Raw genomic sequence first — 26,081 nt, 5'->3', positions numbered from 1 at the left:
TCACACACTCAAATCCCCATACTGCGCCTGCAACCTCCTCAACTCGGTCTTCAACTCCCCCACCAGATCTGCATACGCGGCGTCATCGTACACATTTAGCAATTCATTGGGATCCTCTTGCAAATCGAACAACTCCCAGTAATCGCCCTCGGCATAATATTCAATCAACTTGTAGCGGTCCGTACGCACGCCGCGATGCGGGCCAATGCGGTGTGGTGTAAAATACTGGAATGACGGCTCTGACATCGCCTCTGCCCCCTTGCCGTGCAGCACCCACGAATCTTCAAAATAGGCGTAATAAACAGACCTGCGCCAATCATCGGGTTCTGTCCCCTGGAGCAACGGACGCAAACTCTCGCCCTGCACACCTTCGGGAATATCGACACCCGCAAAATCCAGAATCGTCGGCGCAAAATCCACATTCATCACCAGCGCATCGGTCACATTCCCGCTTATACCTCCATTTGGATAACGCACCACCAGCGGAATGCGAATCGACGGCTCGTACATAAACCGCTTGTCGTACCACCCGTAATCGCCCAAAAAATACCCGTGATCCGACGTGTAAATCACCAGCGTATCGTCAGCCCAACCCATCTCATCCAGATAATCCAGCACCCGCCCCAGATTTTCATCCACACCGTAAATCGTGCGATACCGATCCTTCATAAAACGCTGGTAAATCCAATCCTTCTTTTCCCCTTCACTCAAACCCTCGGGTATATCGTCGTAATCGGGCGCCAGACTAATATCAAACTTCATATCTTCTGCCAGAGCCGCAATCTTCCGCGTAGCAAAATCATCGCCATAAGTCTCTGGCTGGGGAATCTCAACATCATCAAAAAGATGCGCGTGTCGGGGTGCTGGCGTAAACGGACGATGCGGCGCCTTAAACTGATACACCAGACAGAAAGGCTGTCCTCCATCCAGCCCCCTCAAAAATTCAAGCGCCATATCCGTCGTTATATCCGTAGCATACCCCTCCTTCTGCACCTCCTTCCCATTATCGATATACGTCGGATCAAAATACACGCCCTGCCCGGGATGAATACACCACGTATCAAAACCCCGCGGATCCTGCCGGATATGATACTTGCCAAACAACGCGGTCTTGTATCCCGCATCGCGAAGCAACTCGGGAAACGTCGGCACATTCGGATCCAGAAACTCAATCGCATCGGCCCTCTCAGAATTTCCCCGAATACCGTGGACATGTGAAAAACATCCCGTCAGCACCGTGCCCCGCGCAGGCGCGCACAATGCGTTAGTAGAAAAACAATTGTTAAACCGCGTACCCTCATTCCCAATGCGATCCAGATTGGGCGTATGCAAAATCGGATTGCCATAACTGCTCATCTCGCGCGGCGTGTGGTCATCGGTCATCACAAACAAAATATTCGGTCGCTTCATCTTCGCTCCTTCACAAGTTATCAACAAAAGACTTCAACTCTCGATAATACCGCAATTTCTCAACCCTCGGCATAGGCAGCGCACCACTCGTTGACGGTGCGAGAAACAGCTTCGCGCCTTCCAGCATCTCATCTTGCAAACCGTAATCGCGCTTCCCGCCCATCACTTTGGCATATCCGCTCTTCCCATTAAAACAAATCACCCGGGGTCGATACCTCCGCATCTTTTCTCGCAACAATTCAAAACCCGACACATAATCGCCATCCGTCAAATCTCCAATTCCCCGCGTCGCGCGCCCCTTCACAATATCTGTCAGCCCGATATTATAATCCAAAATAGTCGCATCTTCTCGCGGCTCCAACAATCGATCCGTCAGCCCAGCCTCGTACAAAAACGGCCAGAACTGATTGCCGCGCCCCGCGTAATAATGACCAATTTCTGCGGACCTTAAGCTCGGATTAAACCCCACAAACACCAGATTCAGCCCCACGCGCAAATAATCCCGCAACACATAATCAGCCATATGCCACACCCTTGTTGACACATCTCCCACAAATCGGTTAAATTACAACCTTGGAAAAATAAGACAAAGTTCATCTACGAAAGGAAATCTTCAATGGCAAAACTGAATAAGTACAGCTCACAGATCACCCAGAGAAAATCCCAGGGTGGATCTCAGGCCATGCTCTATGCCACGGGACTCACGCGCGCCGACATGGACAAAGCACAGGTCGGCATCGCCTCGGTCTGGTACGAAGGCAACCCGTGCAACATGCACCTCAACGACCTCGCCGCCGAAGCCAAAAAAGGCGTCACCGAAGCCGGATGCGTTGGCATGCGCTTCAACACCATCGGCGTATCCGACGGCATATCCATGGGCACAGACGGCATGTCCTTCTCCCTTCAATCCCGCGACCTCATAGCCGACTCCATCGAAACCCTCATGGGCGCGCAGTGGTACGATGGCCTGATCGCACTGCCCGGCTGCGACAAAAACATGCCCGGCGTGGTCATGGCAATGGGCCGCCTCAACCGCCCTGCCCTGATGATCTACGGCGGCACCATAAAACCAGGTTGCGCCACCATTCGAGGTGAAGAACGCAAACTCGACATCATCTCCGCCTTTCAAAGCTACGGCGAATTTCTCACAGACTCGCTCAGCGATGCCGAACGTCAGGAAATCGTCGAACACGCCTGCCCCGGTGCCGGTGCTTGCGGCGGCATGTACACCGCCAATACCATGGCCAGCGCCATCGAATGCATGGGCCTCTCCCTGCCCTATTCCTCCTGCACACCCGCCGAAGACCCCGACAAACACGCCGAATGTATCCACGCCGGTCACGCTGTTCGCGCCCTGCTCGAAGCCGACCTCAAACCGCGCGACATCGTCACCAAACAATCCTTTCTCAACGCCATCCGCCTCGCCGTCGTCACGGGCGGATCCACCAATATCGTGCTCCATCTACTCGCCATTGCCAGAGCTTATGACATAGACCTCAACATCGACGAATTTCAACACATATCCAACGAAACGCCCCTCCTGTGTGACCTCAAACCCTCTGGGCGCTACGTCATGGAAGAGCTTCACGACATCGGCGGAACACCCACAATGATGAAACTCCTCCTCGACGCCGACCTCATCGACGGCGACCAGATGACAGTAACGGGCAAAACCATTGCCGAAAATCTCGCCGACATAAAAGCCCTTCCTCCTTATGGCACGGGTGAAGGACAGCAAGACATCGTAAGCCCCTTTAATGACCCCATCAAGCCAACGGGACATCTGCAAATTTTACGAGGGAATCTGGCACCGGAAGGTTCAGTCGGAAAAATCACGGGCAAAGAAGGCGAGGTATTCAAAGGCGCGGCCAATGTATTCGACTGCGAAGAAGACATGCTCGCCGCCCTCGAACAGGGCAAAATCGAAAAAGGCAATGTCATCATCATCCGCTACGAAGGACCCAAAGGCGGACCCGGCATGCCGGAAATGCTCACCCCCACATCTGCATTGGCTGGCGCAGGGCTGGTACAGGATGTCGCGCTGATTACCGATGGGCGTTTTTCGGGTGGATCGCACGGCTTTCTCATCGGACATGTCGTTCCCGAAGCCATCGAAGGCGGACCCATCGCCCTCGTCCAAACCGGCGACGAGGTCACCATCGACAGCCAAAAAGGCGAGATCAACATGGACGTCTCTGTCGAAGAACTCGAAAAACGCCGTGCAGCCTGGACCCAACCGCCGTACAAAGCCAACCGCGGCACCCTTTACAAATACATCAAAAACGTAAAAACGGCTTCGGAGGGATGCGTCACAGACGAGTAATCAAACACCATTTTCCACAAGCTCTTTGAGAGGCACATCTTGCGCTTGCGGAATATAAAAACTGAGCGGATCGGAGACCACACCTAAGAGTTGTTTTTGAACGGGATTTGCGCGAACAACGAGTTCATCGGGCATATTGATGTAATCCATAGGCTTGACCCAGCGATACGCATAGCCCATAAAAACGGTCTTGCGCGGAAAACCCGACCAATTTCTGCCAATACCGTGATACGTGCGCTGTTCAAAAATAAATGCCGAACCCGCCTTGACATTCATATTGATCGCCCCTCTCGGATGACCCGTTGCCGGATCAATCGCAGGCCTACCAAATAGCCGATTGCTCCCGGGCACGAGTTGCGTCGCCCCCGAGGCGGGATCTGTCTGATCGCTGATGGCGTAGGCAATTTTGAGCAGAATGCGCGGATGGGGTTCGGTCATCTCCCTGGAAGACGAACCGCCATCGCGGTGATACCCACCCTTGCGCTTTTCCTCTTCCGGAGGCTCTGGACCAGACGGCAAAACAATGAGGTGCGAGGTAATCATCTGGATATTCCAGTTGAGAATCTGCCACGCCAGAGGCGCCGTGGTCGGCCAATCGAGCAACTGAAGAAAAGCATCGTGATGCACAATGCAGTTCCGCAAGTTGAGCTTGCCCGCTTTCTCCAGGCGACCATCCGCCTTTTCCCGGTCGTAAATTTCATCAGTCGCCGCATTGAGTTCGGCGACAACATCGGGCGGCAGCGCGTCTTCGATCAAGAGATACCCATTATCCTCAAAAAACTGCCGCTGTTCATCTGTGAGAACAGCCCAATCGGATTGAACGGTCATAGTGGTCGTCTCCTTAAAAATTACAGGTCAAAAATCAGCGTCGTAAGATCAAACTGCGAATAGACGAATAGACGAACCCCACTCAACCACCCAGAGTTATTACAAGCTCCGTCACAGATTCGTTGATTCGTTGATTCGTAAATTTACGACCAGAAAACACGCGAGGCAAGCCATACTTGCTATCTATGTTGAATCATCCTGCGTATGCCATTTGCCACAACATCGACAGCTACTTGCACATCCCCTTCAAAAGGCACAATCAAATCCGCGTACGCCCTTGTCGGCTCCGTATAGACGCGATAATTGGGCACGACATCCCGGCGATACCATGCCACCGCATCTTCCAGCGACATCCCACTCGACGTATTCCGCAACATACGCCTGAGCACCCGCTCGTGTGTATCCACATCCAAAAACAGCTTGATATCCAGCAAAGACCTCAGCGCCTCCTGCGAAAAAATCAAGTGCCCCTCCACAATAATTAGTCTCTCAGGCACGACCTTTTGAGGATCATCGCCCCGCCGAAAAGCGCGTGTACCGGGCGGTGGCATTTCAATCGCCTGTCCCTCGCGCAAACATCTGACATGCGCGATCAAAGGCTCCCACAGCACAGCCCGCGGATGGTTTGCCGTCCGCTGAATCTCGCGCTCGTCTTCTGGCAGCGCTGACCAGTCGCGAAAATAGCTATCCTGATTGAGCACGACAGGGCCAAAATCAGTGAGCCTATCAGATAGTATATCCGTAAAAGTCGTCTTGCCCGCGGCAGATCCCCCCGAAACACCGATCACGATGAGTCTGACGTCATTTTTCTCATTCATTCCATAGCCCTATTGCAAAAAATATACATATGGCGTATTATAGTTTTACAGAACACACCTGACAAGGAAATCCAATAGGGACGCGGCACCAATGCCCTGTCCCAGATCGAGCAGCCTGTGGGTTTGCTGGTGGAGATAAAGGAAAGGATATTGCCTTGTAAGTGGAAATACTGTTAATTAAAGCATGGATTAGATTTCTTCCACACTGTGTAAGAAATTTAAGATAAAAACGAAAAAAGAAAACTTACCGCGCACCTAATCTGGATTGTCCTCACCTACAGATTCGATACTAACTCTATAAAGAACGGAAACAAGATGAACGAAATTGAAACGAAGGTTCACCAACACGACGTTAAGTATGCACGTTTGGAAGCTCTAATTGAGCAGATTGACCGCCATTTGACCCACCTCGAAACTGGGCAAAGAGAGCTTCAAGCAGGCCAACGGTGGATTATGGGTCTGATGTTCACCTCCTGGATGACGATTATCGGGTTGATTCTTTTTAAACTCGGTTCCTAACCCCACACAGACTGACACAGTGGCTTTTGTCAAGGGGCAAAAGTGCGAGAATGAACTGACCATGTGACAAGTTTGTGGTTTGCTTTCTGAGAATAAGTGCCGAGAGCCTCTTAAAACACAGGCTTTCGGCATTATTATATATAAAATCCGGGAATTGATCCCATCTACGACATATCGCAACTTGCGCGACATCTGAACATCGAAGAAAAGCGAGAACATCCCTTTAACAATTTTGTGCTCAATTTCCTGGGTATGGCTATCGAAGCCTATCGACGTGACGAAATCACGTACAGAAAATTAGTCAACCTCGCCGAACAAGTGAAATTTGATTCAGATGTCATAGATGAGGTACTATCCCACCTGGGAGTCGAAGACGATATTGAACATGGGGGCTATCTCCCGGATTGATACTGACTTACACATGCCATAAAAAACAAAAGGTCGTGGGGAATAAATTCCCACGACCTTTCTCTTATCAAAAAAACACTATTATTTTCTGGTGACCCCGAGGGGAGTCGAACCCCCGTCTCCAGAGTGAGAGTCTGGTGTCCTAGGCCACTGAACGACGGGGTCACTCACAAAATGATGGCGACAACCTAATAAAATTCGATACTTTTGTCAAGCCCCCCTACTCCGCAAGCGCCTTGTAAACCAGAGGCTGGAAAGGCCGCGTAATATTGCCCGATCCGCGCAACTGGGTCCACACCATAGAAATCATCTCATTTTGCGGATCAATCCAAAAATGCGTCTTGGCAATACCCGACCAGTAATACGTCCCATTCCTGTCCTCCCACGCCGTCTCCGTCTCATCTACAATCACAGAAAAACCGTACCCAAAACCATCGCTCTTGCGCCGGCGATGTCGGTAACGTGCCGTCTCCGGCAAATGATTAGCCGTCATAAGCTGGATCGTCTCCGGCTTCAAAATACGCGTACCGTACAACGCACCTCCATTGAGCAACATCTGGGAAAAACGGAGATAATCCCGAGCCGTACTCACCAACCCGCCGCCACCGGACTCCCGTGCATCGCGCCGCATATTGCTCTGACGGTTGCGCGCTCTGAACTTGCCCTCATCGTCCTTTCCATACAGCGTAGCCATGCGACCGCGCTTCTCCTCCGGCACGTAAAAACTCGTATCGACCATCTCTAAAGGCACAAAAATGCGCTCTGAGAAAAACGCGCCCAAAGACATACCTGAAGCAACCTCAACCACGCGACCGAGGATATCCGTCGCCACGCTGTAGAGCCACCGGGTACCGGGTTGAAAACGCAGGGGAAGCTGAGCCACCTTCTGGGCATATTCGACATTTGATGTAATCGAATACAGATTCGCAATCCGATAAAGCGTATCCACGGATGTCTGTCCAAAAATGCCATACGTCAAACCAGACGTATGCGTGAGCAAATCCGCAATCCTTATCTCGCGCTCGAGCGGCACCAGAACGGGATTCTCGGTCCCGCCACCCGTATAGACCTTTGTATTGGCAAACTCGGGAATAAACTTAGACACCGGATCGTCCATCTTCAGCTTGCCCGCTTCGTAAAGCATCATAATCGCAACACTGGTAATCGGTTTGGTCATAGAATAAATGCGAAAAAGCGTATCCTCCGTCATCGGCTTATTCAATTCCCGATCGCGCAAACCCGCAGTCTCAAAATGCACAATCTTGCCCTTTCGGGCAATTAGCGTCAAAACACCGGCAAACTTCCCAGAATCCACGAGCGCTTGCATTGCGGGCTGAATCTTCGCAAGACGCTCTGCAGAAAACCCCAACTCTACGGGATCTCCCTGGGGAATTTCAGCAGCAAAAATCGGGTGTAAGGACAGAAAAACAGCCAGCAGAGCAAACAGGCTATGTTTTAGAAACCGCGTCATATAAATACTCTCCATTTTGTACATAAAAAAGGGTTACACCGTTGCGATGCAACCCTTTCTCTCGATCTGGTGCGGACGCCAGGATTCGAACCCGGAACCGTCTGATCCGTAGTCAGGTGCTCTATCCAGTTGAGCTACGTCCGCTAAAATCAGGTACTTAGTATATTTGCGATACATCATAACGCTGTAAGGCAGAAAAAGGTATCAAAACTGCCAAATACTGTCAAGCGGAAACGGGTTATTATATCGGATAGCGAGTGGCAATAGTTTTGGGTTGCCCCAAACGGCAGAATGTATAATCATAGGGAAAGATGAGGACAATAACTTACAACGCCTATCTTAGCGCGGGCGGGCACAGGGACATTACATAAACGAGGAACCACTCATGAACCTTGAAACGCAACTAATCCACGCAGGTGAAGAAGAAAAAAAATACGAAGGCGCGGTCGCGCTACCCGTATTTCAGAGCGCCACATTTTCATACAGCAGTGAAGACAGTTATCACGACATAAAATATCTTCGCCTGAACAACACCCCCAATCACACCGTAGTTCATGAAAAATTGGCACAAATTGCGGGCGGAGAAGCCGCCGTAGTCACTGCATCGGGCATGGCAGCAATAACCACCGCCCTATTGACCGTATTAAAAAAAGGCGACCACCTCCTCGCACAAAATTGTCTCTACGGCGGAACGCGCGGCTTTTTGGCACGCGACATCGCCGACTTTGGAATTGACGTGGATTTCGTATCCGGAAACGCACCACATGAATGGGAAAAACTGATACGCCCTGAAACCCGCGCCATCTATGTCGAAACCATGAGCAACCCCCTGCTGGAAGTCGCCGACCTCCCATCCGTCGTCGCCTTTGCCCAAGCCCACAACCTCATCTCCATGATCGACAACACCTTTGCCTCTCCAGTGAACTTCTGCCCTCTACAAATCGGCTTTGACCTCTCCCTGCACAGCTGCACAAAATACCTGAACGGACATTCGGATATCGTAGCTGGCTGCGCAATTGGATCGCACGATCTAATCACCCGCATTGTGCATCGACTGAACATCATGGGCGGCTGCCTGGACCCACACGCCTGCTCTCTCTTATTGCGCGGCATGAAAACACTCGTCCTGCGCGTGGAAAAACAAAACGAAAACGCACTCGCACTCGCTTCTTTCCTGGAAAATCACCCCGCAGTAGAACGCGTAAATTACCCTGGCTCACCCAGCCATCCACAATACAACTGTGCAAAAAAGCTATTTAAAGGATGCGGCGGCGTATTGAGCTTTGAAATAGCTGGCGACAGCCACGTAGCCGACGCAGTAATATCGAAACTACAATTGCCAATCTCCGCACCCAGCCTGGGCGGCATCGAAACACTCATCACCCGCCCTGTACAAACATCGCACTCCGGACTCACCGAAGAAGAACGCCGCGACGCGGGAATCTCCGAGCGACTGATCCGAGTAGCAGTTGGCATCGAATCCGCAGAGGACTTATGCGCGGACTTTGAGCAGGCTCTGAGAGGCGTATAGCTAAGGAGAAACCATATGCCCGATAAAATCAAAATTGGAATGCTGAAAGCCATGCCCGAAAAATGGAATGTCGAGAACAATTGGGCAATATTTGAAAAACAATTTGAAACACAGGGAAAAGATACAGACGTATTCATAACCCCGGAATGCTTCCTGGACGGATATGCAGTAACCGAAAAAAATTGGACCGCTGAGCGCTTTGCCGAAGTCGCTCAGGACGTCGAGCAAAGCGCGTACATCCAACAGGTATGCAAAATGGCACGCGCATCGCGCACCCACATCGTTTTTGGATACACTGAAAAACGCGCGGGATATTTTTACAATGCCGCTATATTAGTGAACCGCGCGGGAAAAATTGTCGGCACATATTACAAAACGCATCTACAATCGCACGATCACCGTTTTGTGCGCGGCGATGACCTGCCCGTATTCGACCTCGACATTGGCACCGTGGGCATAGTCATTTGCGCGGACCGCCGATGGCCCGAATCGATTCGCACATTGCGGCTCAAAGGCGCAAAAATCTGTCTCATGCCAACCTATGGCATGTGGCATGAAGAAAATGAATGGTGGATGCGCACGCGATCCTATGAAAATCAGATGTTTGTGTGCTTCACGCATCCCAATGTCGCCCTGATCACAGACCCACACGGCAAAGTCGCGGCAAAATTGCAATCCAACGTACCCGACGTGTTAATCCACAAGGTCGATCTCAAAGACGCATCGGATGAAAACCATCTGAGCGACCGGCGCCCCGAACTCTACAGGGTAATGGGAAAAGTTGACCACTGGTCGCAGCAGCCCGAATTTTCATCGCCCACCTACGGAGGGAAATAACCCATGTATCGCATTGGACTCATTGGCAATCGGGCGCACCAGAACAGTTACGGCCCGATCTGGCATGAACGAGAAGATTGCAAAATCGTCGCAGCGGCAGAGCACCACGAAGGCAAAGGCAAGGCCCTATCTCAACTCTACGGCCTTGAGGTCTCACAAGACTACGACGCAGTCCTGGAAGACCCAAACGTGGATATCGTCTCCATCTGCACGGACTTTTATCTCAAACGCACCCTGATCAAAAAAGCACTCGACTGTGGCAAACACGTACTGGTCGATAAAGCCATCGCGCGAACCGTTGTCGAAGCCAGAGAATTGGTCGATACTGTCGCCGGCGCATCAAATAAAGTCCTGTTAACCTATCCCACGCGATTTTCGCCCGCGATGATAAGACTCAAAGAAGCCCTTGACCGGAGCGAATACGGACATATCTCCGCGTATGCCCACAACAGCGTAAAACAATTTTTTGGCGACCTCATGGCTTATGTAAGCTATCCGACGCCAGCCGTGCAAAATGGCGGGGGTGAACTGATGAATTTGGGCAGCCATACCGTGGATGCCCTGCTCTGGTTTTTTGGCATGCCCAACAGGGTGAGTTGCCAAATGCAAAATCTCTACTTTGAGGAATACGCGCAATTTGGCACAGAAGACATCGCCACACTCTGGTGTGAATATCCCGATTTCACGGCAACACTCACCGCGGGAAGGTCAAAGGCGCAAAGCGAGGATGCCACATTCGACTGCGTCAACATCACGGGCGAAGGCGCGTGGGTTCAGGTAGATCGCATGGGATATTCCGTCAACGGAAAACTCGTCGATACACCACCGCCCAGAGCAGCGGGATTGGCGGCCTGTGTGACACATCTCATCGACTGCATCGAACAAGACACAACACCCGTCACCAGTGCAGAAGACGGACTATCAGTAGCCCTGCTCACAACAGCCGCCTATCAAGCCGCACATACAGGCGAACCCGTCACCTTGCCCTTGCAAAATGAGCAACACCCCCTCATCGCTGCAGAAGACCACATCGTCAACCGTTTACTGGATTAATCAGGGAGGAATAAAATGAATACATATCGCGCTGTAATCGTAGGCTTGACAGGCATAGGCGCCAGCCGCCCTCACGAACCGAGAGGACCCGTATTTGGTGCCATGCCACCGTCTCACGCATCGGCCTATCACAAACACGCACAGACAGAAGTCGTCGGCGTATGCGACCTGCGCCAGGAGGTACTGGATGACTTCTGCGAGCGGTGGGGCGACGTCTGGCCCGATGTGAACACATACACAGATTTCAGGGAAATGCTGGACAAAGAGCAACCCGACCTCGTCAGTGTCGTGACATCTGATCACGCACACGCCGATATCACAGTCGCAGCAGCCGAAGGATCCGCACAGGCAATCCTGTGTGAAAAACCCATAGCCACAACCATGGACGACGCCGACCGCATGATCGCAGCAGCCGAGGCAAATAACGTACCGCTCTCGATAGAACACACGCGCCGCTGGTATCCGAGTTATCTACAAGCCCGGGAAATGATCCGATCTGGCGAAATGGGCCGCTTGCGAACCATCGTCTGCGACCAATTCGGAACGCGCGCCATGATGTTCCGCAACGGCACACACATGATCGACATGATGTGCTTCTTTGCCGAGGCAAACCCCGAATGGTTGGTCGGCGAACTGGAACCCGGATTTGAGCACTTCACCGAATACAAAGGCGATGGCGGACACGACCCGGCGACCGATCCTTATGCCTCTGCGTACATCCATTTTGACAATGATGTACGCGCATTTTACAACTGCCACAAAATGGCGTTTAACGGATCGAAATTTTCTCTGACGTGTGAAAATGGACGGATTGAAATCTCAGATCAAAAATTTGAGGTTATTACCCCACAAGAACCGCGCTGGTGGTCGCATGCAGCAGTCCCCGTAGAGCCGTATATATCGATCCGACAAATTGGCGCAGTCTCGGAACTCATCCACGTTTTGGAAAACGGCGGCACACTCGTCTCGCCCGCACGCGAAGCCAGAAAAACACTTCAGATCATGCTCGGCATACTGGACTCCCACCACGCGGGCAATCTGCGCGTTAATCTCTAAAAAAGGAGAACCCATGACGGATAAGCATCGCATCGAATGTCTCTTTCTCTCTCAAGAAGACCTCCTGCAAGCCGGATGCCTGGACATACGGCTTGCCATGAGCGCGGCTGAAAACGCCATGCTCGCCTACCAAAAAAACGACATCCTTTTTCCAGAAAAAGTAGTTCAGATTTTCAATGAAGACACCCAGGATCGCATTAACTGCCTGCCGGCAACCCTCTTGCCCGAAAAGATATGCGGAGCTAAGTGGGTATCCGTATTCCCGTTCAATCCCGAGAAATACGGACAGCAGAATCTCTCTGCGGTCTTCATCCTATCCGAGATCGAGAAAGGCTACCCCATCGCCTTTATGGACGGCACCCTGTGCTCGAATATGCGCGTGGGTGCGATGGGTGGCATTGCCGCCAGGCATTTCGCAAGACCGGATTCCACGAGCATTGCCTTCATTGGAGCAGGGGAACAGGCCAAGATGCACTTGATCGCCATGAAAACGGTGTTTCCAGGCCTTGAGGAGTGCCGGGTCTCTGCCAAGCATGACCACGAAGAGCAACAGTTCATCGACGAAATGGCGACACTCTTTCGAGACATGCGTTTTTCCGCCGCCCACACAAATGCACAGCGGGCCATAGAGGGTGCCGATATTCTCGTCACAGCCACGAGCGCACAAGCCCCGCTTCTCAAAGCGGCATGGATAAAGCCTGGCACTTTCTACAGCCATATCGGCGGCTGGGAAGACGAATATGACGTGGCGGGACAATGCGATAAAATTGTGTGCGATGATTGGGAAACCGTAAAGCACAGAACGCAAACGCTCAGTCGTATGTATAAGGACGGACAACTCTCGGACGAGGACATCTACGCAAACCTCGTCGAAGTCGTCTCCGGTGAAAAAGGAGGAAGGGAGACCCCCGAAGAACGGGCCTACTTCAACGCAGTTGGCCTGGCCTATGTCGATGTCGCTATTGCTTATGCGATGTATCAACGAGCAAGAGAAGCGGGAAAGGGACGGATGTCGAGCATCCAGGAGACCATGATCTTCCAGCACGAGAACCTATCAGATTGGATCCGGCTGTGAAGCCACTGGCTACGACTAACTAAACTTTCTCAATACATGGATTGACATGAATTTGACCGTTGAATTAACAACCGATCAGATCATTGGTTTGGTCCAGCAGATGCCACCGGAAGAAAAGCGAGCAGTACTGCTCGCGCTTGCAGAGCAGGCAGAAGCCAATCGAGTGGCACGCATGGACTATGCCGAAGCGCAGTTTCGAAAGTTATGTGCGTCTCAGGGATTGGATTGGGACACGATGACCGAAGCGGAACGCGAGAATTTTGTCGATGACCTCATCCCTGAGGATCGTGAATGCAACCCATAGTCGTTTATGATACAAACATTCTGTTGTCCAGTATCGGCTGGGGAGGCAATCCATATCACTGTCTTGAACTGGCACGACAGAGTAAAATTGAAGGATTAACCTGTCCAGAAATACTGTATGAATTGGCAGAGAAACTCACCACCAAACTCAATAGGAAAACAAATAATGGATATGGAATTTTCACAGGGACAAATTGTGATCTTGAAGTCCGATTCTTCTGTGAAGGGAGCGGTTGTTGAGGTATTGCCGGGTGGGAATGAGGATCGGGTTAGGGTTTTTACAGAGGGAAATATCCACACATATTACGCTTCTCAGTTGAAGGCCGAAGAGCAACCCGAAGACGACTTTCAATCTCTTTCGCGCGATCAGTTCCACGCCTACTTGACCGCCCTACAAATACAGCATCCGAGCCTATCAAACTTGTATTCACTCAACGCGGCTCGCGTTGACTTTATACCCTACCAGTTTCGCCCAGTGCTAAGATTCATTCGATCAGACCGTCCGAGACTACTGATCGCAGATGGCGTGGGTGTAGGCAAGACCATTGAGGCTGGATTGATCCTACGGGAGTTGCAAGCCAGACGTGACATCAACTCTGTCCTCATTATATGTCCACGCCCATTGGTGACCGAACGCAAATGGCAGAACGAGATGAAACGATTTGACGAGCGTTTCACTCATCTCAATGGACCTATCTTGAGATCCTGTATCAAGGAAATGGACCTGGAAGGCGTATGGCCCCAACAACACCAGCGAACAATTCTCCCTTACTCGTTATTTGACGAGGTGCTCCTTCACGGTTCAAAAAGAAGGGGTAGAGGAAAAAGCAGAAAAGGTCTGCTGGACTTGGATCCACCTCCACGATTCGACCTTGTGATTGTTGATGAAGCCCACCATATTCGCAATCAGAGTACTTACTCTCATCAAGCCGTGCGATTTTTCTGTGACCACGCCGAAGCCGCAATATTTCTGACCGCCACGCCTATCCAGCTTGGCAGCCATGACTTGTTTGTTCTACTGAACACGCTCCGTCCCGACCTCATCCTGGATCATGAGAGCTTTGAACACATGGCAAAGCCAAACCCATTCATCAACCAAGCTGTGGATTATGTACGTACACAGGAGCAAGATTGGACAGCGCGGACCATAGAAGCCCTTGATCAGGCAGCCGCAACGTCTTGGGGTCGGGCGATTCTCCGCGATAATCCTGAATTTAAGAGGGTCCAAAGACGACTGGCTGGAGGTCATGTTACCGCCGATGAAAGAGTGCAACTCATCACGGATATTGAATCATTGCATACGTTCTCGGGAATTATCAACAGAACGCGACGGCGAGATATCGGCACGTTTACCATTAGAAAACCGGAAACCGTCAACGTTCCATTTACCGCTTCACAGCAACAACTTCACTACGACTTGCTCCAGGTACAAGCAGAGATATTCCGTAGGCTCCATGGGGATATCAACGTCAAGTTCATGATGACCACGATCCGTCGGCAAGCCGCGAGTTGTTTGTATGGATTAGCTCCTTTTCTCAAGGATATTTTAAGTCGCCATCTCGACGAATTAGAATGGGACGAAGCCGACGATATGGGATCTGTCCCATCAAGCGATACCATTAGTTCCATCCAGTCGCAAATCCAAGCAATTCTCGAGAAGGCACGATCTCTTGATCCCTATGATCCGAAGCTGGAGGCCCTTCGCAAAATTATCCGGGAAAAACAGAGCCTGTCCAACAACAAAATCATGCTATTTAGTAGCTTTCGACACACACTTGGCTATCTTTATAAACATCTCAAAGCTAATGGCATTCGCGTCGGTATGATTCACGGCGGGACGCCCGATGAAGAGCGAATTGCTCTTCGGAACCGTTTTGAGAAGCCGCGGGAGGATAGCGACACTCTCGATGTCTTATTGTTTTCGGAAATCGGTAGCGAAGGATTAGACTACCAGTTTTGCGATTGTATTGTGAATTATGATCTGCCGTGGAATCCAATGCGCGTTGAACAGCGAATTGGTCGTATTGACCGCAACGGCCAGCAAAGTGAGACCGTCGCCATTGTCAATTTGATCACTCCCGGAACAGTTGACGCAGACATTTATGAGCGTTGTCTTGTGCGCATAGGCATGTTCAATCGTGCTCTTGGAAGTAGCGAAGAAATACTCGGGGAAATCACCAGAGAGATCAAAAATATCGCGGAAAATTATTCCTTGACCGAAGAGGAACGAAGGGCCAAGTTGCAACAGTTGGCAGATAACAAGATCCGATTGATACAAGAACAAGACAAACTGGAACAGAAGCAGATAGAGCTCTTCGGTATCCGCTTCCCTGAAGATCAGATGGAGAAAGAAATTAAAGGTGCCTCAAGCTTTTGGTTAGAGCCGACTTCCCTGCAAAGACTCGTCGCGCTCTATCTACAGCGAAAATGCGGGGAGGCTCATGCCTTTATTCTTGGGGAGAGGCCCTTAAAAACGCTTCGTCTTTCACAAGATGCACGCAATATTCTATTGCGCGATTTTCGGCAACTTCCCCGACAGAACACGACGGCCTATCGCGATTGGGAGAATTGGCTAAAGGGCGGAGACCCTCACTTGTCCATAACCTTTAAATCGGACTGCGCTGCTCAGCATCCCGAGGCTGCTTTCGTTATGCCGCTCCATCCTTTGGTAAAACAGGCGGCGAAGTCATTGGATACGAAGGAACGAGTCATCGTAAGTCTGAAGGCACAGACCAATGAAGTACCTGCTGGTCGTTATGAGTTTGCCATTTATCAGTGGCGATTCCAGGGCATCAGGGATGATTTAATGCTCAAGCCAATTGCTTCATCAGAGGCCTTAACACCACACTTAAGCCATCTTCTTGAGGAAGCAGTGGATGCAGATGATCAGAACGAAAGCAACGCTACCGTGTGGGATGAATTAGACGCTCATCATTACAAGTTGTGGTCCAAAGAACGCACAGATCATCAGCAACGGAATCAGGAGTTAGCGAAGTACCGCAAAGAGAGCCTGTCAACGAGCCACCAGGCACGCATGGCACTTCTTAGAGAACAGCTTGAACAGGCAAATGACGAAAAAATACAAAGAATGCGCCAATCCCAGATCAAGAGCGCAACCGCCGACTACAATAGACGCATCCAGGAATTGGACAATGCTATAGATAAAGCGGATGTTATCGCTGAGCCTGTGGCGTATGGAATCTTAACCATAGAAGAGGCATAAGATGGATAATTACAATCCTTTCCAAATGGTTCATCAGTTAAGAGCTTGGGTTGAAGAATCACTTTCATCTCCAGATACAGTTCCTTTGGAGACAGCAACGACAAGATACCGCGAAATCATAAAGGTAATTGATCAGCTAAAAAAACTGGACATACCTATATCACCAGACATAAAATCAGAAAAAAAATCTCTTGAAGAATTTATCAGTGCTTCGGAAAAAATAAAAAAATTGACTGATTTGGCGAATGAACTCTCAACCTTAGCAAGAGACATAGACCGCCATCTGAAAAAACTCAAGGGCGGAAAAACATCTTCCCCAAAGAAGCTACGAGTTGTGTTTCCCAATGGAATGGTTATTTTTGAAAACAAGGCAGTAGATACTTTCATCAAGTCTTTCCAATATATTGGCTTAGAGCATGTTTCGGAATTGAAGTCAATCAGGAGTCATGGTGGCCATCCGATTGTATCGCGTAAAGAAAATGAATCAGCAGGACAGGTACGAAAAATAGATGGGTACTTTATTGAAACGCATTCCAGCACGGAACAGAAGGCAAGATATATTCAAGATGTTGCCAAGGCACTTCATCTTGAAATTTCAGTTGAACTTACAGATTCGTAGGTACTTAGTGAGATTGGGAACAGCTTAAAAAGAAGGAGGCATCATGCCGAGTGACTACAAGAAAATCCGCGAAGACAATATACGTCGGCGCGGCGAAGAATTTGACGATATTGGGCAACTCATCTCAGAACAGTTATACAGCGATAGATCCCATTTCATATATGAATTATTACAGAACGCCGAGGATGCTTTAGAGAGACGCTTTAGACAAAATCCTAACGGCGGTTCCCACTGTGCAGTTCAGTTTCGACTTTTCAGTGACAGACTTGAATTTAGACATTTCGGCACGCCATTTAACGAAGAAGATGTTAGAGGAATATCCGATGTCTTGAAAGGGACGAAAAAAGAGGATTTCATTCAGATTGGCAAGTTTGGCATCGGATTCAAGTCAGTTTATGCATTTACAGCTTCTCCAGAAATTCATTCTGGCGATGAACATTTTGTGATTAAACGATATATCAGACCTGAAGCGAAAGAGCCAACACACAGCCTTTCAATAGCATCCGGTGAGACTGTCTTCGTTTTTCCATTCGATCATAAAAATTTATCCGCAAAACAAGCCTTTAATCTCATTTTAAATAAATTGCGAGACCTTGGACCGAGAGTATTGCTATTCTTGAGGCGAATTGACGAAATCAAATGGAGTGTCGCGCCGGATGGAGAAAAAGGACAGTACCTGAAGGAAAGAAAAAAAGACAATATTTGTAAAACCGCGCACCGCGTTACTGTAATTGGCGAGAAAAATAATCAGGAAGAGGAGGAAAATTGGCTACTCTTTGAGCGTAGTGTGAAGACTCCTGATAATAGTAACTATGTCCATATTGAGGTAGGATTTAAACTTGAAGTCAACCAAGAAGATAATACTGAGTTTATAAAAAAAATTAATGATTCGCCGTTAGTTGTTTATTTCCCGACAAAAAAAGATACAAGAATGGGCTTCTTGATTCAGGGGCCATATCGCACAACGCCAGCACGCAACGATATTCTAGAAAATGATGCTTGGAATAAAAAGCTAATTGAAGAAACTGCTGAGTTGGTTGTTGAAGCACTTAGACAGTTAAAGAAGATGGGTTTGCTGTCGGTCTCTCTTTTGGAAGCCTTACCAATTAGGTGTTCAGATAGTCAGTATTACTATAGCAATGGTGGTTACTACGGAGATTTTTACCTCATCTTCACAAAAGTGCGCAAAGCACTTATGAAAAAGGAACTACTCCCGGCTAATGACGGCACGTTTATCGCTGCCCGGAACGCTAAACTCGTCCGTGGTGCTGCACTTATGAAGATTTTGAATCAAGAACAACTTAGTGCATTGTTTCAATCGGATAATGAGATCAAGTGGCTATCGGATGAAATCACCCAAGACCGCACACCCGATCTACGGTCTTATTTGATGCAAGAACTCGAGGTCGAAGAAGTTGACCCGGAAGTGTTCGCACGCAATCTATCTAAACAATTTCTTGCCACCCAAGACGACGAATGGTTCATTAGGTTCTATGAATTCTTGTCTGGACAAAACGCATTGTGGCAACACTCGTGGAGTGTTCTCCGAAAAAAACCCATTCTGCGTCTTCAAGATGGGTCTCACGTCAACCCATTCCAGTATGACGGCTCGCCAAACGCATCCTTAGCCATTGGAACGGATACTGAAACTCCGTTGCCAATCGTGAAAGTAACGCTCTCGTCGGATGAAAAAGTCCAAAAATTCCTACAGGAGTTGGGCGTCCCGAAGTTGGATATTGTCGAAGAAGTAATCAGGGGAATACTACCGAAATATACGGACGATTCAGTAATGATTGACCCTGATGAGAACAAACACGACCTCAAAAAAATTGAGCGGGCATACAAAACGGATTCCCAAGAGAAGAAAGAGCGACTTCAGGAACAATTGCGGGTAACATCATTCATTCTTGCAGAGTGCCTCAGTTTGGAAAAAACAATCTATCGAAAGCCAGATCAAGTCTATTTTGGAAGTGATAATTTGTGTATGTATTTTGCCAGCAATGATTCTTTTGCCTGTGTCAAACTAGACCATCCCCAATCTGCATTGTTCAAAGACTTGGGAGTTAGCAAAACCGTAAGGATAAACCGGAGAGAGAAGAATCGGGAAGGACACGTCAACATCGAAAGTCGTCGCGGTGATCACAAAAGAGGACTCAATGGATTTGATCCTAATATACATGTTGAGGGACTGAAATGTACAATAGCTAATCCAAGTCTTGAGAAAAGTACATTTATATGGAATGAAATAGCTATACCCAATTCTGATTGCATTCGCGGAATTGTGGAAACATCAAAAAGGCAATCTTATGAGCGCAGTAAAAAAGAAAATCGACTATCTGGGTTTGGCAAGCTATTGACTGACACTGCTTGGTTACCAGACCCTAATGGAAATATGCATAAACCGAGCGAACTAACCCTTGATGATCTGCCTGAATCATTCGTACCCGATGATAAATTAGCGGATCAACTTGGTATGAAGAAGAATGTCATTGCAAAACTTGCGGAAGAAGTTGGCATCTCAACTGAAGATATCGAACTATTAAGACAAGATCCCGAGGGATTCAGACGGTGGAAAGCTGAAAGAGAATTAAAAGAAAAAAAACCAGAATTTCCTGAAAGAGTTTCCACTAACTCTGAACGCCGAAAAAAGCAACTCAGGGATCAAGTGAAAGATGCGCCAAAGAAAGAATCTAAGACGAGAGAAATAAGTACTCGGACTACACGAGGAGAGATTGAGCCTGACATCTATCTTAGGAATCAGTACACCAACCAGGACGATCAGTTGATCTGCCAGATATGTCAAAAGGAGATGCCGTTCAAAAAGCGCGATGATGAGTATTACTTTGAGGCGGTAGAGGCTCTTTCTATAGACTACTTTCACAAGGAACACGAGGTGCAGTTTCTTGCTTTATGTCCAGAGTGCGCGGCGAGGTACAAGGAATTTGTGAAGCGCGATAAAAGTGCCTTGCGTGCCTTGTATCATGCTCTGATGAAGGATTCGGACAAGCCAGAAGTATCGCTGAAATTGGGAGAGTTGAAAACAAGCCTCCGATTTGTGGAGACCCACTGGCAGGATATGAAAACAATTTTACAGGTACAACCCAAGGTCAATGTTGGGGACCAGAGTAACACCTGGAGTGAACAAGATCAAAAAGATTTGACCACGGCCTCCTTACAGTACGCGGAAGTACTTTATCCAGAGGAGGAAGACCTTGTTTAATCCAGGCGATGTGGTGGTGCTTGACTTTCCTGGCGTGACCGGCACCAAACGTCGACCGTCCGTGATTGTTTCCTCTTCAGTTTATCATGCCTCGCGGCCTGATGTGATCGTTGGCCTGATTACGAGCCAAACTGTAGCGCTTGGTCCTATGGACTATGTATTGCAAGATTGGTCGCAGGCTGGCTTGAGGATACCCTCAGTTTTTCGCAGTTTTTTTGTCACCCTACCCTCCGCTACCCATCCTACGCTTGTCGGCCATCTATCTGACCGCGATTGGCAAGGCGTATGTGCGTGTGTAAGAATTGCTCTGGAGCCATTGGCCTCCTCAGAGTGATAAGAGAACGACCAAACGACCATGCCCTATACTAATTATACGTCTCACGAAGTCGAATCGCGCGGTGAACTAATATATGTGCAACAAATCCGTGACAAAGTGGATCCCAAGCACAAAGGCAAGTTCTTGGTCATAGATATTGAAACAGGTGAATACGAAATCAACGCCGACGATTTAGTCGCTACGAAACAGCTACTTGCCAAATATCCCAATGCAGTCATTTATGGCTTGCGAATCGGGTATCCAACCGCCTACCGCATTGGTAAGTAGTCGCCCATGAGTTTTCCAGTACAAAAAAAACGAACTGGATTACTGACATTGTGCTTGCGCGTAGCGGCTTAAAACCATATCGCCACGCCGTAGGCACGACGACAGTAATGACAACCAAAACCCCTGGATTGCGGCTAAAACCATGCCGCAATGACAGGTGATGTGGTGGTACTTGACTTCTCTGGCGTAATGGGCATTCAAATGTAGAGAAATGCCCACTGAACTTGCGACAATCTTGTGACATAACTTGCGACATTCACACAATTGAGGGGTTTTTACATGGAAATTCTACTTTTGCTGGCATTTTATGCTATTCCGACCATTTTAGCGTATGCGTCCCGTCATAATAATAGGGCTTCCATTTTAGTGATCAATCTATTTCTTGGATGGACAGTAATTGGGTGGATTATCTCTTTAGCTATGGCCCTTACAAATAATGTAGAAAAACGATCTACTTCTAATACTAATAAGTTGAATAAACCAAAAATTGCAATAAACCCAAAACCGCTGTACTCAGCCTACACAGAGAGCCAAAATGATACCCGCAAGTCACCTCACGATTTAGATCGTAGTATATTCCCTAAACACCCGCTTTTTAAGGCCAGTGCTTTTTTTGTTGTAATCTTTGTAGGACTTATAGTTATCGCCGCTCTTGTTGAAACTATTTCCGAAAGACGCGAAGGACCTGACTACTCCAAAATTGACTATTCTGAAACTGATAAACTAATAGCGCAGCGTCGGGCGCGGACGGATAGCATAGATCGTGAGTTACGTAAAACCGACGGTAGCCGTAGCGCGGCTGCCTACGTAGCTGAGGGTAACAATCTTAATTACGACGATATTATGACGGACGCTCGGATTAAAGCCAAGAAAATAGATCAAATTTTACACAGCGACATTTATCCGCCGGAGAGTAAGCGTATCACGGTAACAGGACATATTGTGAATACGGGGCAAAATAAGGATCAATACGGCAGTGATACTGTATCGATGAGCATTCTTGTTGGTTCAAAGGGGTACATGGGATCTTTTAATCATAGAGAATCTCAAAAATTGTTCGGTCAAATGGCAGCATTGGTTCATAGTAAAGCTAAAGGTAGGCAATACAAGGATATACAAATCACTATAAGCGGCATTCCCGCATTGGAACAAGTGTCAAGTAATTACACGCTACTTCAAAATTGTCGGTTTATCGCATGGCATCTCAAATAGGAAAAGATACATCTATAACCCCACAACAAAACCTCGACTAATTATGGTCGAGATTTTTTATTTGTCCTGAAATGTTTTGTTGGCGTACAATAGTGTGGGCACTTTGGTATGTAATTCCCACAATTGACTTCACTCGAAGAACCCCTCATCGTGGGGTCGTAAATCGATCTCGAAACCCCAGGCGCCTTTGTCCTGTTGCACCAGACGCCAATAGGCATCGGCCACGGCGTCGATATTCATGAGCGGTTCACCCTCCTCGACATCCCCTCTCTCGTGCAACAAGGGGGTATCCAGCACCCCATCTATGATAACGTGGGCCACGTGAATGCCCTTGGGCCAAAGCTCGCGGGCCAATGCCCAGGCCAGACCGCGCACCGCAAACTTGGCACTGCTAAAGGCAATGGCACCTGCCCGGCCCCGAATGGACGAAGTGGCACCAGTGAAAAGGATAGCACCACTACCCACAGATAGCATATCGCCGACCACTTCTTTGGCACACAGAAAGGAGCCATAGGCGCACACGCGCCAGGACAGTTCAAACTCATCCAGGGTCAGTTCGTGGAAGTCTTTCCAGGAGGCATTGCCAGCGTGGTTGATCAGGACATCAACCGGGCCCAGTTCCTCGCGCACCCGGGCAAAACTCTGGATCACCTGCTGGGGATCGGTGATATCCGTGGGTAAAGCCAGAGCTTTCACACCTTCTTGCAGCAGTTCTTCGGCCAGATCCTGGATATAACCGGGGGACCGGGCCAACAACCCCACCTGATAGCCTTCGCTTGCAAACTTCCTCACCAGCGCGGCACCTAAACCAGAGCCGACCCCTGAAATAACAGCCGTTTTGGACATGATACTCTCCTCTTTTTTATAGACCTTGCGCCCCCATCGGATGCGGACCGTGGGTCATCATACCCTGTCGCGCGTGGGCGTAAACCGCATCTTGAATCTCGAGAATACGCACCGCATCAACAATCGTCGGCTCAAACGCATTGCCCTCACGACTCGCGTCTAACGCTTTGCCCATCACGCGCTGCATGCGCTCGCCGTGCGAAATATCCTCGCTGAACTGGACGCCCTCAGTCGTGTGAACCTCAATCAAAGGCTCGCCATTGCGACCGTACTGCTCAAAAACCGAAGCCTTTGTACCGATAAACCGAAAAAAATGATCCCCACTGCGCGTACCAGCCGGATAAGAATAACCAGACTCAACGATCCCGGTAATACCGTCATCCGTCCGCAACACACCAATACCACTATCCTCCACACCCCGGCTATACATCGCATTGGACATCACTGCGCCAACAACGGAAACACGCCGATCGCCAACAAATTGCAAAAACGTATCAATCCCATGCGCCGCCTCGACTGCCCAGCAACCGCCACCGGAAATACCCGGATCATTGTGCCACGCTGACGGTGTCGGATCATAGCGGGACGGAGGCCCATTATTCAACCTGCTACTGTACAGCACCAGATCGCCCAAACTACCATCTGCAACCATATCTTTCACCACGCGGACAATTCGGCTCGCGCGATTGGGCAGCACCAGCGCACTAAACACGCCGTACTTCTCCGAAGCCTCTGCAACGGGGCGCAAGCGATCTGCACAATCGGCGAACGGCTTATCCAGAAGATAGGGAACGCGGCGATCCACACATGCTTGCACATGAGACGGCATCTCGACATGTTTCCCCGCAACAAGCGCCGCATCTGGCAGACACGCATCGAGACACGCACCCGCCGACTCGAACCCACGGCACTGGAACTCCTCTGCCAACTGTTGCCGAGGACCTGCATCGCCATCCATAACACCGACAATATCGTGACCGAGACCGTGCGCCGTACGCGCCATACCTCGCCCGTGGTGACTATAGGAAAGAACGACCAGTTTCATGCATTTTCTCCCTTCTCAATCCAACGCCACAATAGACCGACACAGCGCTTTACCGCGCTCTGACAGAGAATCGTAAATCGCGCGGGGCATCTCGCCATCTCGTCCAGGTCGGCGAAACCAGGGCGCGTAATAGCCCACACTCGTCATAATACGCACATCCCGAGACATATTGGGCGTCCCCCCGTGCCAGCAGCGCACATCTCGAAAAATCGCCGACTTACTCGGCGCGCAAGCCACGGAATTCTTCATCCACTCGGGTTCATCCTCCAAACCGGGAATCGCCTGGCGCGAGCGATGGGTGCCGCGGATAAATCGCGTAGCCCCATTCTCCACACTAAAATCAATCATCGGAAAATTAACCACAATAAACGGCACCGGAACATCCATAACCGTCACCCGCTGCTCGGGATCATTGATCAAATCGGGCATATCGCGGTGCAAATGCTGGATTTTTGCACCCGGCAGAGAATAATCGCCGCCAGCACCACTACACACAAACTGATTACTATTGAAAATAGCTTCAATAATAGGTAAAATAGTAGGCAGATCGACCAGCATCGCCCATTCGGGGTGATGGATCTGCGAACCAAACGAATAACGCGCAAACCCCCTATTCGCCTTCTCCAGCGGAACCGCGCTCGTCTGTTCTGCAACGACGCGATGCGCGCCCTCCACAAGAAAAGCGAACTGATCATCGGTCAGCGCATCCGTCACAACCGCAAGCCCATCCCGGTGAAAAACAGCGGCAGCGCGGTCAACTTCTGACGGTTCAATAAGTTCGAGGTCGAGCATAAGAATCTCCAAAGGAGGTTGTTGTGGATGAAAAAACAGATAACCTGCAAGATACGTACGAGCCTGGCGAATACGACCCCGCGCTCTACAAATACGCCCACATCGCCGAATCTGTTGACGGCTTTGAAAAAGTAAGCGACGAACACATCGCGCAATTTCACGCACAGGGCTTTTTGCCAATACAGAGCGCGTATTCCAGCGCACAGGTCAACGACGGCATGGCCGCAGTAAAAGAATTGATCGCAGGGCAAAATCGCGAATTCAGGGGTGTACAATTCGAGCGCGGGCGCGCCAAACAGGTCAAACGATCAGAGGGTCACGCGCGCGAACTACTCGTGCGAAAACTCACCCGATTTGTCGGATTTGATCCGCGACTGGACGCATTTGGCGAAGACCCCCAACTGATAGATATTTTGACCCGCATCATGGGGGAACCGCCCAAACTATTTGCCAACCAGGCCATGTTAAAACCGCCCGGCATTGGACGCGAAAAACCCTGGCACCAGGACCACGCCTACTTTAACGTACCCAGGCACACCTGCATCGTCAGCGCGTGGGTTGCCCTCGATCCCGCGGATCCCGAAAATGGATGCATGCACGTCATCCCCCAAAGCCATCGCGCAGGTCCCGTCGTACACTTCAAAAGACGAGACTGGCAAATCTGCGACACCGACGTCGCCCGCAACCACATCACCGCAGTAGCCCTGCAACCCGGTGGCGTATTGCTCTGGCACGGGCGGCTGCACCACGGCTCCCCGGAGAATCGATCAAACCGACGTCGCCGCGCCCTGCAACTGCATTACATCCCCGGATCCATAGAGGAAATTTCTTCAGAAGAACGCCTTGCGGTCTATGGCAGCGAAGGCAAGGACGTAACGTGTTAGACGT

The 26,081-nt window shown here is 49.7% G+C and carries 24 protein-coding genes and 2 tRNA genes; 16 read left to right on the top strand and 10 right to left on the bottom strand.

Annotated features, from left to right (window positions below):
- Both OXH16_13540 and OXH16_13535 read right to left on the bottom strand, forming a co-directional pair.
- Complete coding sequence (locus OXH16_13540) at nt 1–1,410, bottom strand: sulfatase (GenBank protein MCY3682417.1); 1,410 nt, start codon at nt 1,408–1,410, stop codon at nt 1–3.
- 10 nt (nt 1,411–1,420) lie between these two features.
- Entirely contained in the window at nt 1,421–1,933 is a 513-nt protein-coding gene (locus OXH16_13535; GenBank protein ID MCY3682416.1) for a mismatch-specific DNA-glycosylase, read from the bottom strand.
- 93 nt (nt 1,934–2,026) lie between these two features.
- Between OXH16_13535 and ilvD the strand changes: the two genes are divergently transcribed.
- Nucleotides 2,027–3,733, top strand: coding sequence for a dihydroxy-acid dehydratase (gene ilvD / locus OXH16_13530; protein ID MCY3682415.1), 1,707 nt, complete (start codon nt 2,027–2,029; stop codon nt 3,731–3,733).
- On the opposite strand, the gene OXH16_13525 is transcribed toward ilvD, so the two are convergent.
- Together OXH16_13525 and OXH16_13520 are read right to left on the bottom strand one after the other, a co-directional pair.
- On the bottom strand, nt 3,734–4,561 hold the full coding sequence (locus tag OXH16_13525; protein MCY3682414.1) for a phytanoyl-CoA dioxygenase family protein: 828 nt from the start codon (nt 4,559–4,561) through the stop codon (nt 3,734–3,736).
- 179 nt (nt 4,562–4,740) lie between these two features.
- Nucleotides 4,741–5,379 (bottom strand): uridine kinase, encoded by a 639-nt coding sequence (locus tag OXH16_13520; GenBank protein MCY3682413.1) that lies wholly within the window; start codon nt 5,377–5,379, stop codon nt 4,741–4,743.
- A 315-nt stretch (nt 5,380–5,694) separates the two neighbouring features.
- Between OXH16_13520 and OXH16_13515 the strand changes: the two genes are divergently transcribed.
- Both OXH16_13515 and OXH16_13510 read left to right on the top strand, forming a co-directional pair.
- Nucleotides 5,695–5,898 carry a hypothetical protein gene (locus OXH16_13515; protein ID MCY3682412.1) on the top strand — a complete coding sequence of 68 codons (204 nt, stop codon included), beginning with the start codon at nt 5,695–5,697 and terminating at the stop codon, nt 5,896–5,898.
- Between the two features lie 234 nt (nt 5,899–6,132).
- On the top strand, nt 6,133–6,306 hold the full coding sequence (locus tag OXH16_13510) for a hypothetical protein (GenBank protein MCY3682411.1): 174 nt from the start codon (nt 6,133–6,135) through the stop codon (nt 6,304–6,306).
- An 89-nt stretch (nt 6,307–6,395) separates the two neighbouring features.
- Here the strand turns inward: OXH16_13510 and OXH16_13505 are convergent.
- From OXH16_13505 to OXH16_13495, 3 genes are all read right to left on the bottom strand, one after another.
- Nucleotides 6,396–6,471: transfer RNA gene (locus OXH16_13505), tRNA-Glu, on the bottom strand.
- Nucleotides 6,472–6,526: 55 nt separating this feature from the next.
- The gene (locus OXH16_13500; protein ID MCY3682410.1) at nt 6,527–7,777 is read right to left on the bottom strand and encodes a serine hydrolase; all 1,251 of its coding nucleotides are present in this window, start codon (nt 7,775–7,777) and stop codon (nt 6,527–6,529) included.
- Nucleotides 7,778–7,844: 67 nt separating this feature from the next.
- Nucleotides 7,845–7,921, bottom strand: a tRNA-Arg gene (locus OXH16_13495).
- Between the two features lie 241 nt (nt 7,922–8,162).
- On the opposite strand from OXH16_13495, the gene OXH16_13490 reads away from it, so the two are divergent.
- The 12 genes from OXH16_13490 (at nt 8,163) to OXH16_13435 (ending at nt 22,510) form a co-directional block, all read left to right on the top strand.
- A complete protein-coding gene (locus OXH16_13490) occupies nt 8,163–9,308 on the top strand; it encodes an aminotransferase class I/II-fold pyridoxal phosphate-dependent enzyme (GenBank protein MCY3682409.1) in 1,146 nt (381 codons plus the stop codon).
- A 15-nt stretch (nt 9,309–9,323) separates the two neighbouring features.
- Nucleotides 9,324–10,145: a carbon-nitrogen hydrolase family protein gene (locus OXH16_13485; GenBank protein MCY3682408.1), complete on the top strand. Its 822-nt coding sequence runs from the start codon at nt 9,324–9,326 to the stop codon at nt 10,143–10,145.
- 3 nt (nt 10,146–10,148) lie between these two features.
- Nucleotides 10,149–11,198, top strand: coding sequence for a Gfo/Idh/MocA family oxidoreductase (locus OXH16_13480; protein ID MCY3682407.1), 1,050 nt, complete (start codon nt 10,149–10,151; stop codon nt 11,196–11,198).
- Between the two features lie 15 nt (nt 11,199–11,213).
- On the top strand, nt 11,214–12,254 hold the full coding sequence (locus tag OXH16_13475) for a Gfo/Idh/MocA family oxidoreductase (GenBank protein MCY3682406.1): 1,041 nt from the start codon (nt 11,214–11,216) through the stop codon (nt 12,252–12,254).
- Nucleotides 12,255–12,267: 13 nt separating this feature from the next.
- A complete protein-coding gene (locus OXH16_13470) occupies nt 12,268–13,329 on the top strand; it encodes an ornithine cyclodeaminase family protein (GenBank protein ID MCY3682405.1) in 1,062 nt (353 codons plus the stop codon).
- Nucleotides 13,330–13,375: 46 nt separating this feature from the next.
- Nucleotides 13,376–13,633 carry a hypothetical protein gene (locus OXH16_13465; protein MCY3682404.1) on the top strand — a complete coding sequence of 86 codons (258 nt, stop codon included), beginning with the start codon at nt 13,376–13,378 and terminating at the stop codon, nt 13,631–13,633.
- Nucleotides 13,634–13,798: 165 nt separating this feature from the next.
- Nucleotides 13,799–16,855 carry a helicase-related protein gene (locus tag OXH16_13460; GenBank protein ID MCY3682403.1) on the top strand — a complete coding sequence of 1,019 codons (3,057 nt, stop codon included), beginning with the start codon at nt 13,799–13,801 and terminating at the stop codon, nt 16,853–16,855.
- Nucleotide 16,856: 1 nt separating this feature from the next.
- Entirely contained in the window at nt 16,857–17,474 is a 618-nt protein-coding gene (locus OXH16_13455; protein MCY3682402.1) for a hypothetical protein, read from the top strand.
- A 43-nt stretch (nt 17,475–17,517) separates the two neighbouring features.
- A complete protein-coding gene (locus OXH16_13450) occupies nt 17,518–20,694 on the top strand; it encodes a hypothetical protein (GenBank protein ID MCY3682401.1) in 3,177 nt (1,058 codons plus the stop codon).
- Nucleotides 20,687–21,028 carry a type II toxin-antitoxin system PemK/MazF family toxin gene (locus OXH16_13445; GenBank protein MCY3682400.1) on the top strand — a complete coding sequence of 114 codons (342 nt, stop codon included), beginning with the start codon at nt 20,687–20,689 and terminating at the stop codon, nt 21,026–21,028. Before OXH16_13450 ends, OXH16_13445 begins: the two co-directional genes overlap by 8 nt.
- A gap of 21 nt (nt 21,029–21,049) precedes the next feature.
- A complete protein-coding gene (locus OXH16_13440; protein ID MCY3682399.1) occupies nt 21,050–21,298 on the top strand; it encodes a hypothetical protein in 249 nt (82 codons plus the stop codon).
- 279 nt (nt 21,299–21,577) lie between these two features.
- A complete protein-coding gene (locus tag OXH16_13435) occupies nt 21,578–22,510 on the top strand; it encodes a superinfection immunity protein (protein MCY3682398.1) in 933 nt (310 codons plus the stop codon).
- A 129-nt stretch (nt 22,511–22,639) separates the two neighbouring features.
- On the opposite strand, the gene OXH16_13430 is transcribed toward OXH16_13435, so the two are convergent.
- The 3 genes from OXH16_13430 to OXH16_13420 are packed head-to-tail and all read right to left on the bottom strand — an operon-like array spanning nt 22,640 to nt 25,193.
- Nucleotides 22,640–23,356, bottom strand: coding sequence for an SDR family NAD(P)-dependent oxidoreductase (locus OXH16_13430; protein MCY3682397.1), 717 nt, complete (start codon nt 23,354–23,356; stop codon nt 22,640–22,642).
- A gap of 16 nt (nt 23,357–23,372) precedes the next feature.
- Nucleotides 23,373–24,401, bottom strand: a complete 1,029-nt coding sequence (locus tag OXH16_13425; GenBank protein ID MCY3682396.1) for a Gfo/Idh/MocA family oxidoreductase — start codon at nt 24,399–24,401, stop codon at nt 23,373–23,375.
- 15 nt (nt 24,402–24,416) lie between these two features.
- The gene (locus OXH16_13420; GenBank protein MCY3682395.1) at nt 24,417–25,193 is read right to left on the bottom strand and encodes a phytanoyl-CoA dioxygenase family protein; all 777 of its coding nucleotides are present in this window, start codon (nt 25,191–25,193) and stop codon (nt 24,417–24,419) included.
- Nucleotides 25,194–25,216: 23 nt separating this feature from the next.
- Here OXH16_13420 and OXH16_13415 point away from each other — a divergent pair, with 23 nt between their 5' ends.
- Complete coding sequence (locus OXH16_13415) at nt 25,217–26,077, top strand: phytanoyl-CoA dioxygenase family protein (protein ID MCY3682394.1); 861 nt, start codon at nt 25,217–25,219, stop codon at nt 26,075–26,077.
- Nucleotides 26,078–26,081: the final 4 nt, after the last annotated feature.

The sequence above is a fragment of the Gemmatimonadota bacterium genome (assembly GCA_026705765.1).
Lineage (GTDB): Bacteria > Latescibacterota > UBA2968 > UBA2968 > UBA2968 > VXRD01.
The sequence above is the reverse complement of the archived record's forward strand: the minus strand, read 5'-3'. Positions and strand labels throughout refer to the sequence as shown.

Bases quoted from the DNA above. Each gene is read 5' to 3' on its own strand.
- OXH16_13540 (MCY3682417.1), bottom strand. From the start codon at position 1,410: ATGAAGCGACCGAATATTTTGTTTGTGATGACCGATGACCACACGCCG.
- OXH16_13535 (MCY3682416.1), bottom strand. From the start codon at position 1,933: ATGGCTGATTATGTGTTGCGGGATTATTTGCGCGTGGGGCTGAATCTG.
- ilvD (MCY3682415.1), top strand. From the start codon at position 2,027: ATGGCAAAACTGAATAAGTACAGCTCACAGATCACCCAGAGAAAATCC.
- OXH16_13525 (MCY3682414.1), bottom strand. From the start codon at position 4,561: ATGACCGTTCAATCCGATTGGGCTGTTCTCACAGATGAACAGCGGCAG.
- OXH16_13520 (MCY3682413.1), bottom strand. From the start codon at position 5,379: ATGAATGAGAAAAATGACGTCAGACTCATCGTGATCGGTGTTTCGGGG.
- OXH16_13515 (MCY3682412.1), top strand. From the start codon at position 5,695: ATGAACGAAATTGAAACGAAGGTTCACCAACACGACGTTAAGTATGCA.
- OXH16_13500 (MCY3682410.1), bottom strand. From the start codon at position 7,777: ATGACGCGGTTTCTAAAACATAGCCTGTTTGCTCTGCTGGCTGTTTTT.
- OXH16_13490 (MCY3682409.1), top strand. From the start codon at position 8,163: ATGAACCTTGAAACGCAACTAATCCACGCAGGTGAAGAAGAAAAAAAA.
- OXH16_13485 (MCY3682408.1), top strand. From the start codon at position 9,324: ATGCCCGATAAAATCAAAATTGGAATGCTGAAAGCCATGCCCGAAAAA.
- OXH16_13480 (MCY3682407.1), top strand. From the start codon at position 10,149: ATGTATCGCATTGGACTCATTGGCAATCGGGCGCACCAGAACAGTTAC.
- OXH16_13475 (MCY3682406.1), top strand. From the start codon at position 11,214: ATGAATACATATCGCGCTGTAATCGTAGGCTTGACAGGCATAGGCGCC.
- OXH16_13470 (MCY3682405.1), top strand. From the start codon at position 12,268: ATGACGGATAAGCATCGCATCGAATGTCTCTTTCTCTCTCAAGAAGAC.
- OXH16_13465 (MCY3682404.1), top strand. From the start codon at position 13,376: ATGAATTTGACCGTTGAATTAACAACCGATCAGATCATTGGTTTGGTC.
- OXH16_13460 (MCY3682403.1), top strand. From the start codon at position 13,799: ATGGATATGGAATTTTCACAGGGACAAATTGTGATCTTGAAGTCCGAT.
- OXH16_13455 (MCY3682402.1), top strand. From the start codon at position 16,857: ATGGATAATTACAATCCTTTCCAAATGGTTCATCAGTTAAGAGCTTGG.
- OXH16_13450 (MCY3682401.1), top strand. From the start codon at position 17,518: ATGCCGAGTGACTACAAGAAAATCCGCGAAGACAATATACGTCGGCGC.
- OXH16_13440 (MCY3682399.1), top strand. From the start codon at position 21,050: ATGCCCTATACTAATTATACGTCTCACGAAGTCGAATCGCGCGGTGAA.
- OXH16_13435 (MCY3682398.1), top strand. From the start codon at position 21,578: ATGGAAATTCTACTTTTGCTGGCATTTTATGCTATTCCGACCATTTTA.
- OXH16_13430 (MCY3682397.1), bottom strand. From the start codon at position 23,356: ATGTCCAAAACGGCTGTTATTTCAGGGGTCGGCTCTGGTTTAGGTGCC.
- OXH16_13425 (MCY3682396.1), bottom strand. From the start codon at position 24,401: ATGAAACTGGTCGTTCTTTCCTATAGTCACCACGGGCGAGGTATGGCG.
- OXH16_13420 (MCY3682395.1), bottom strand. From the start codon at position 25,193: ATGCTCGACCTCGAACTTATTGAACCGTCAGAAGTTGACCGCGCTGCC.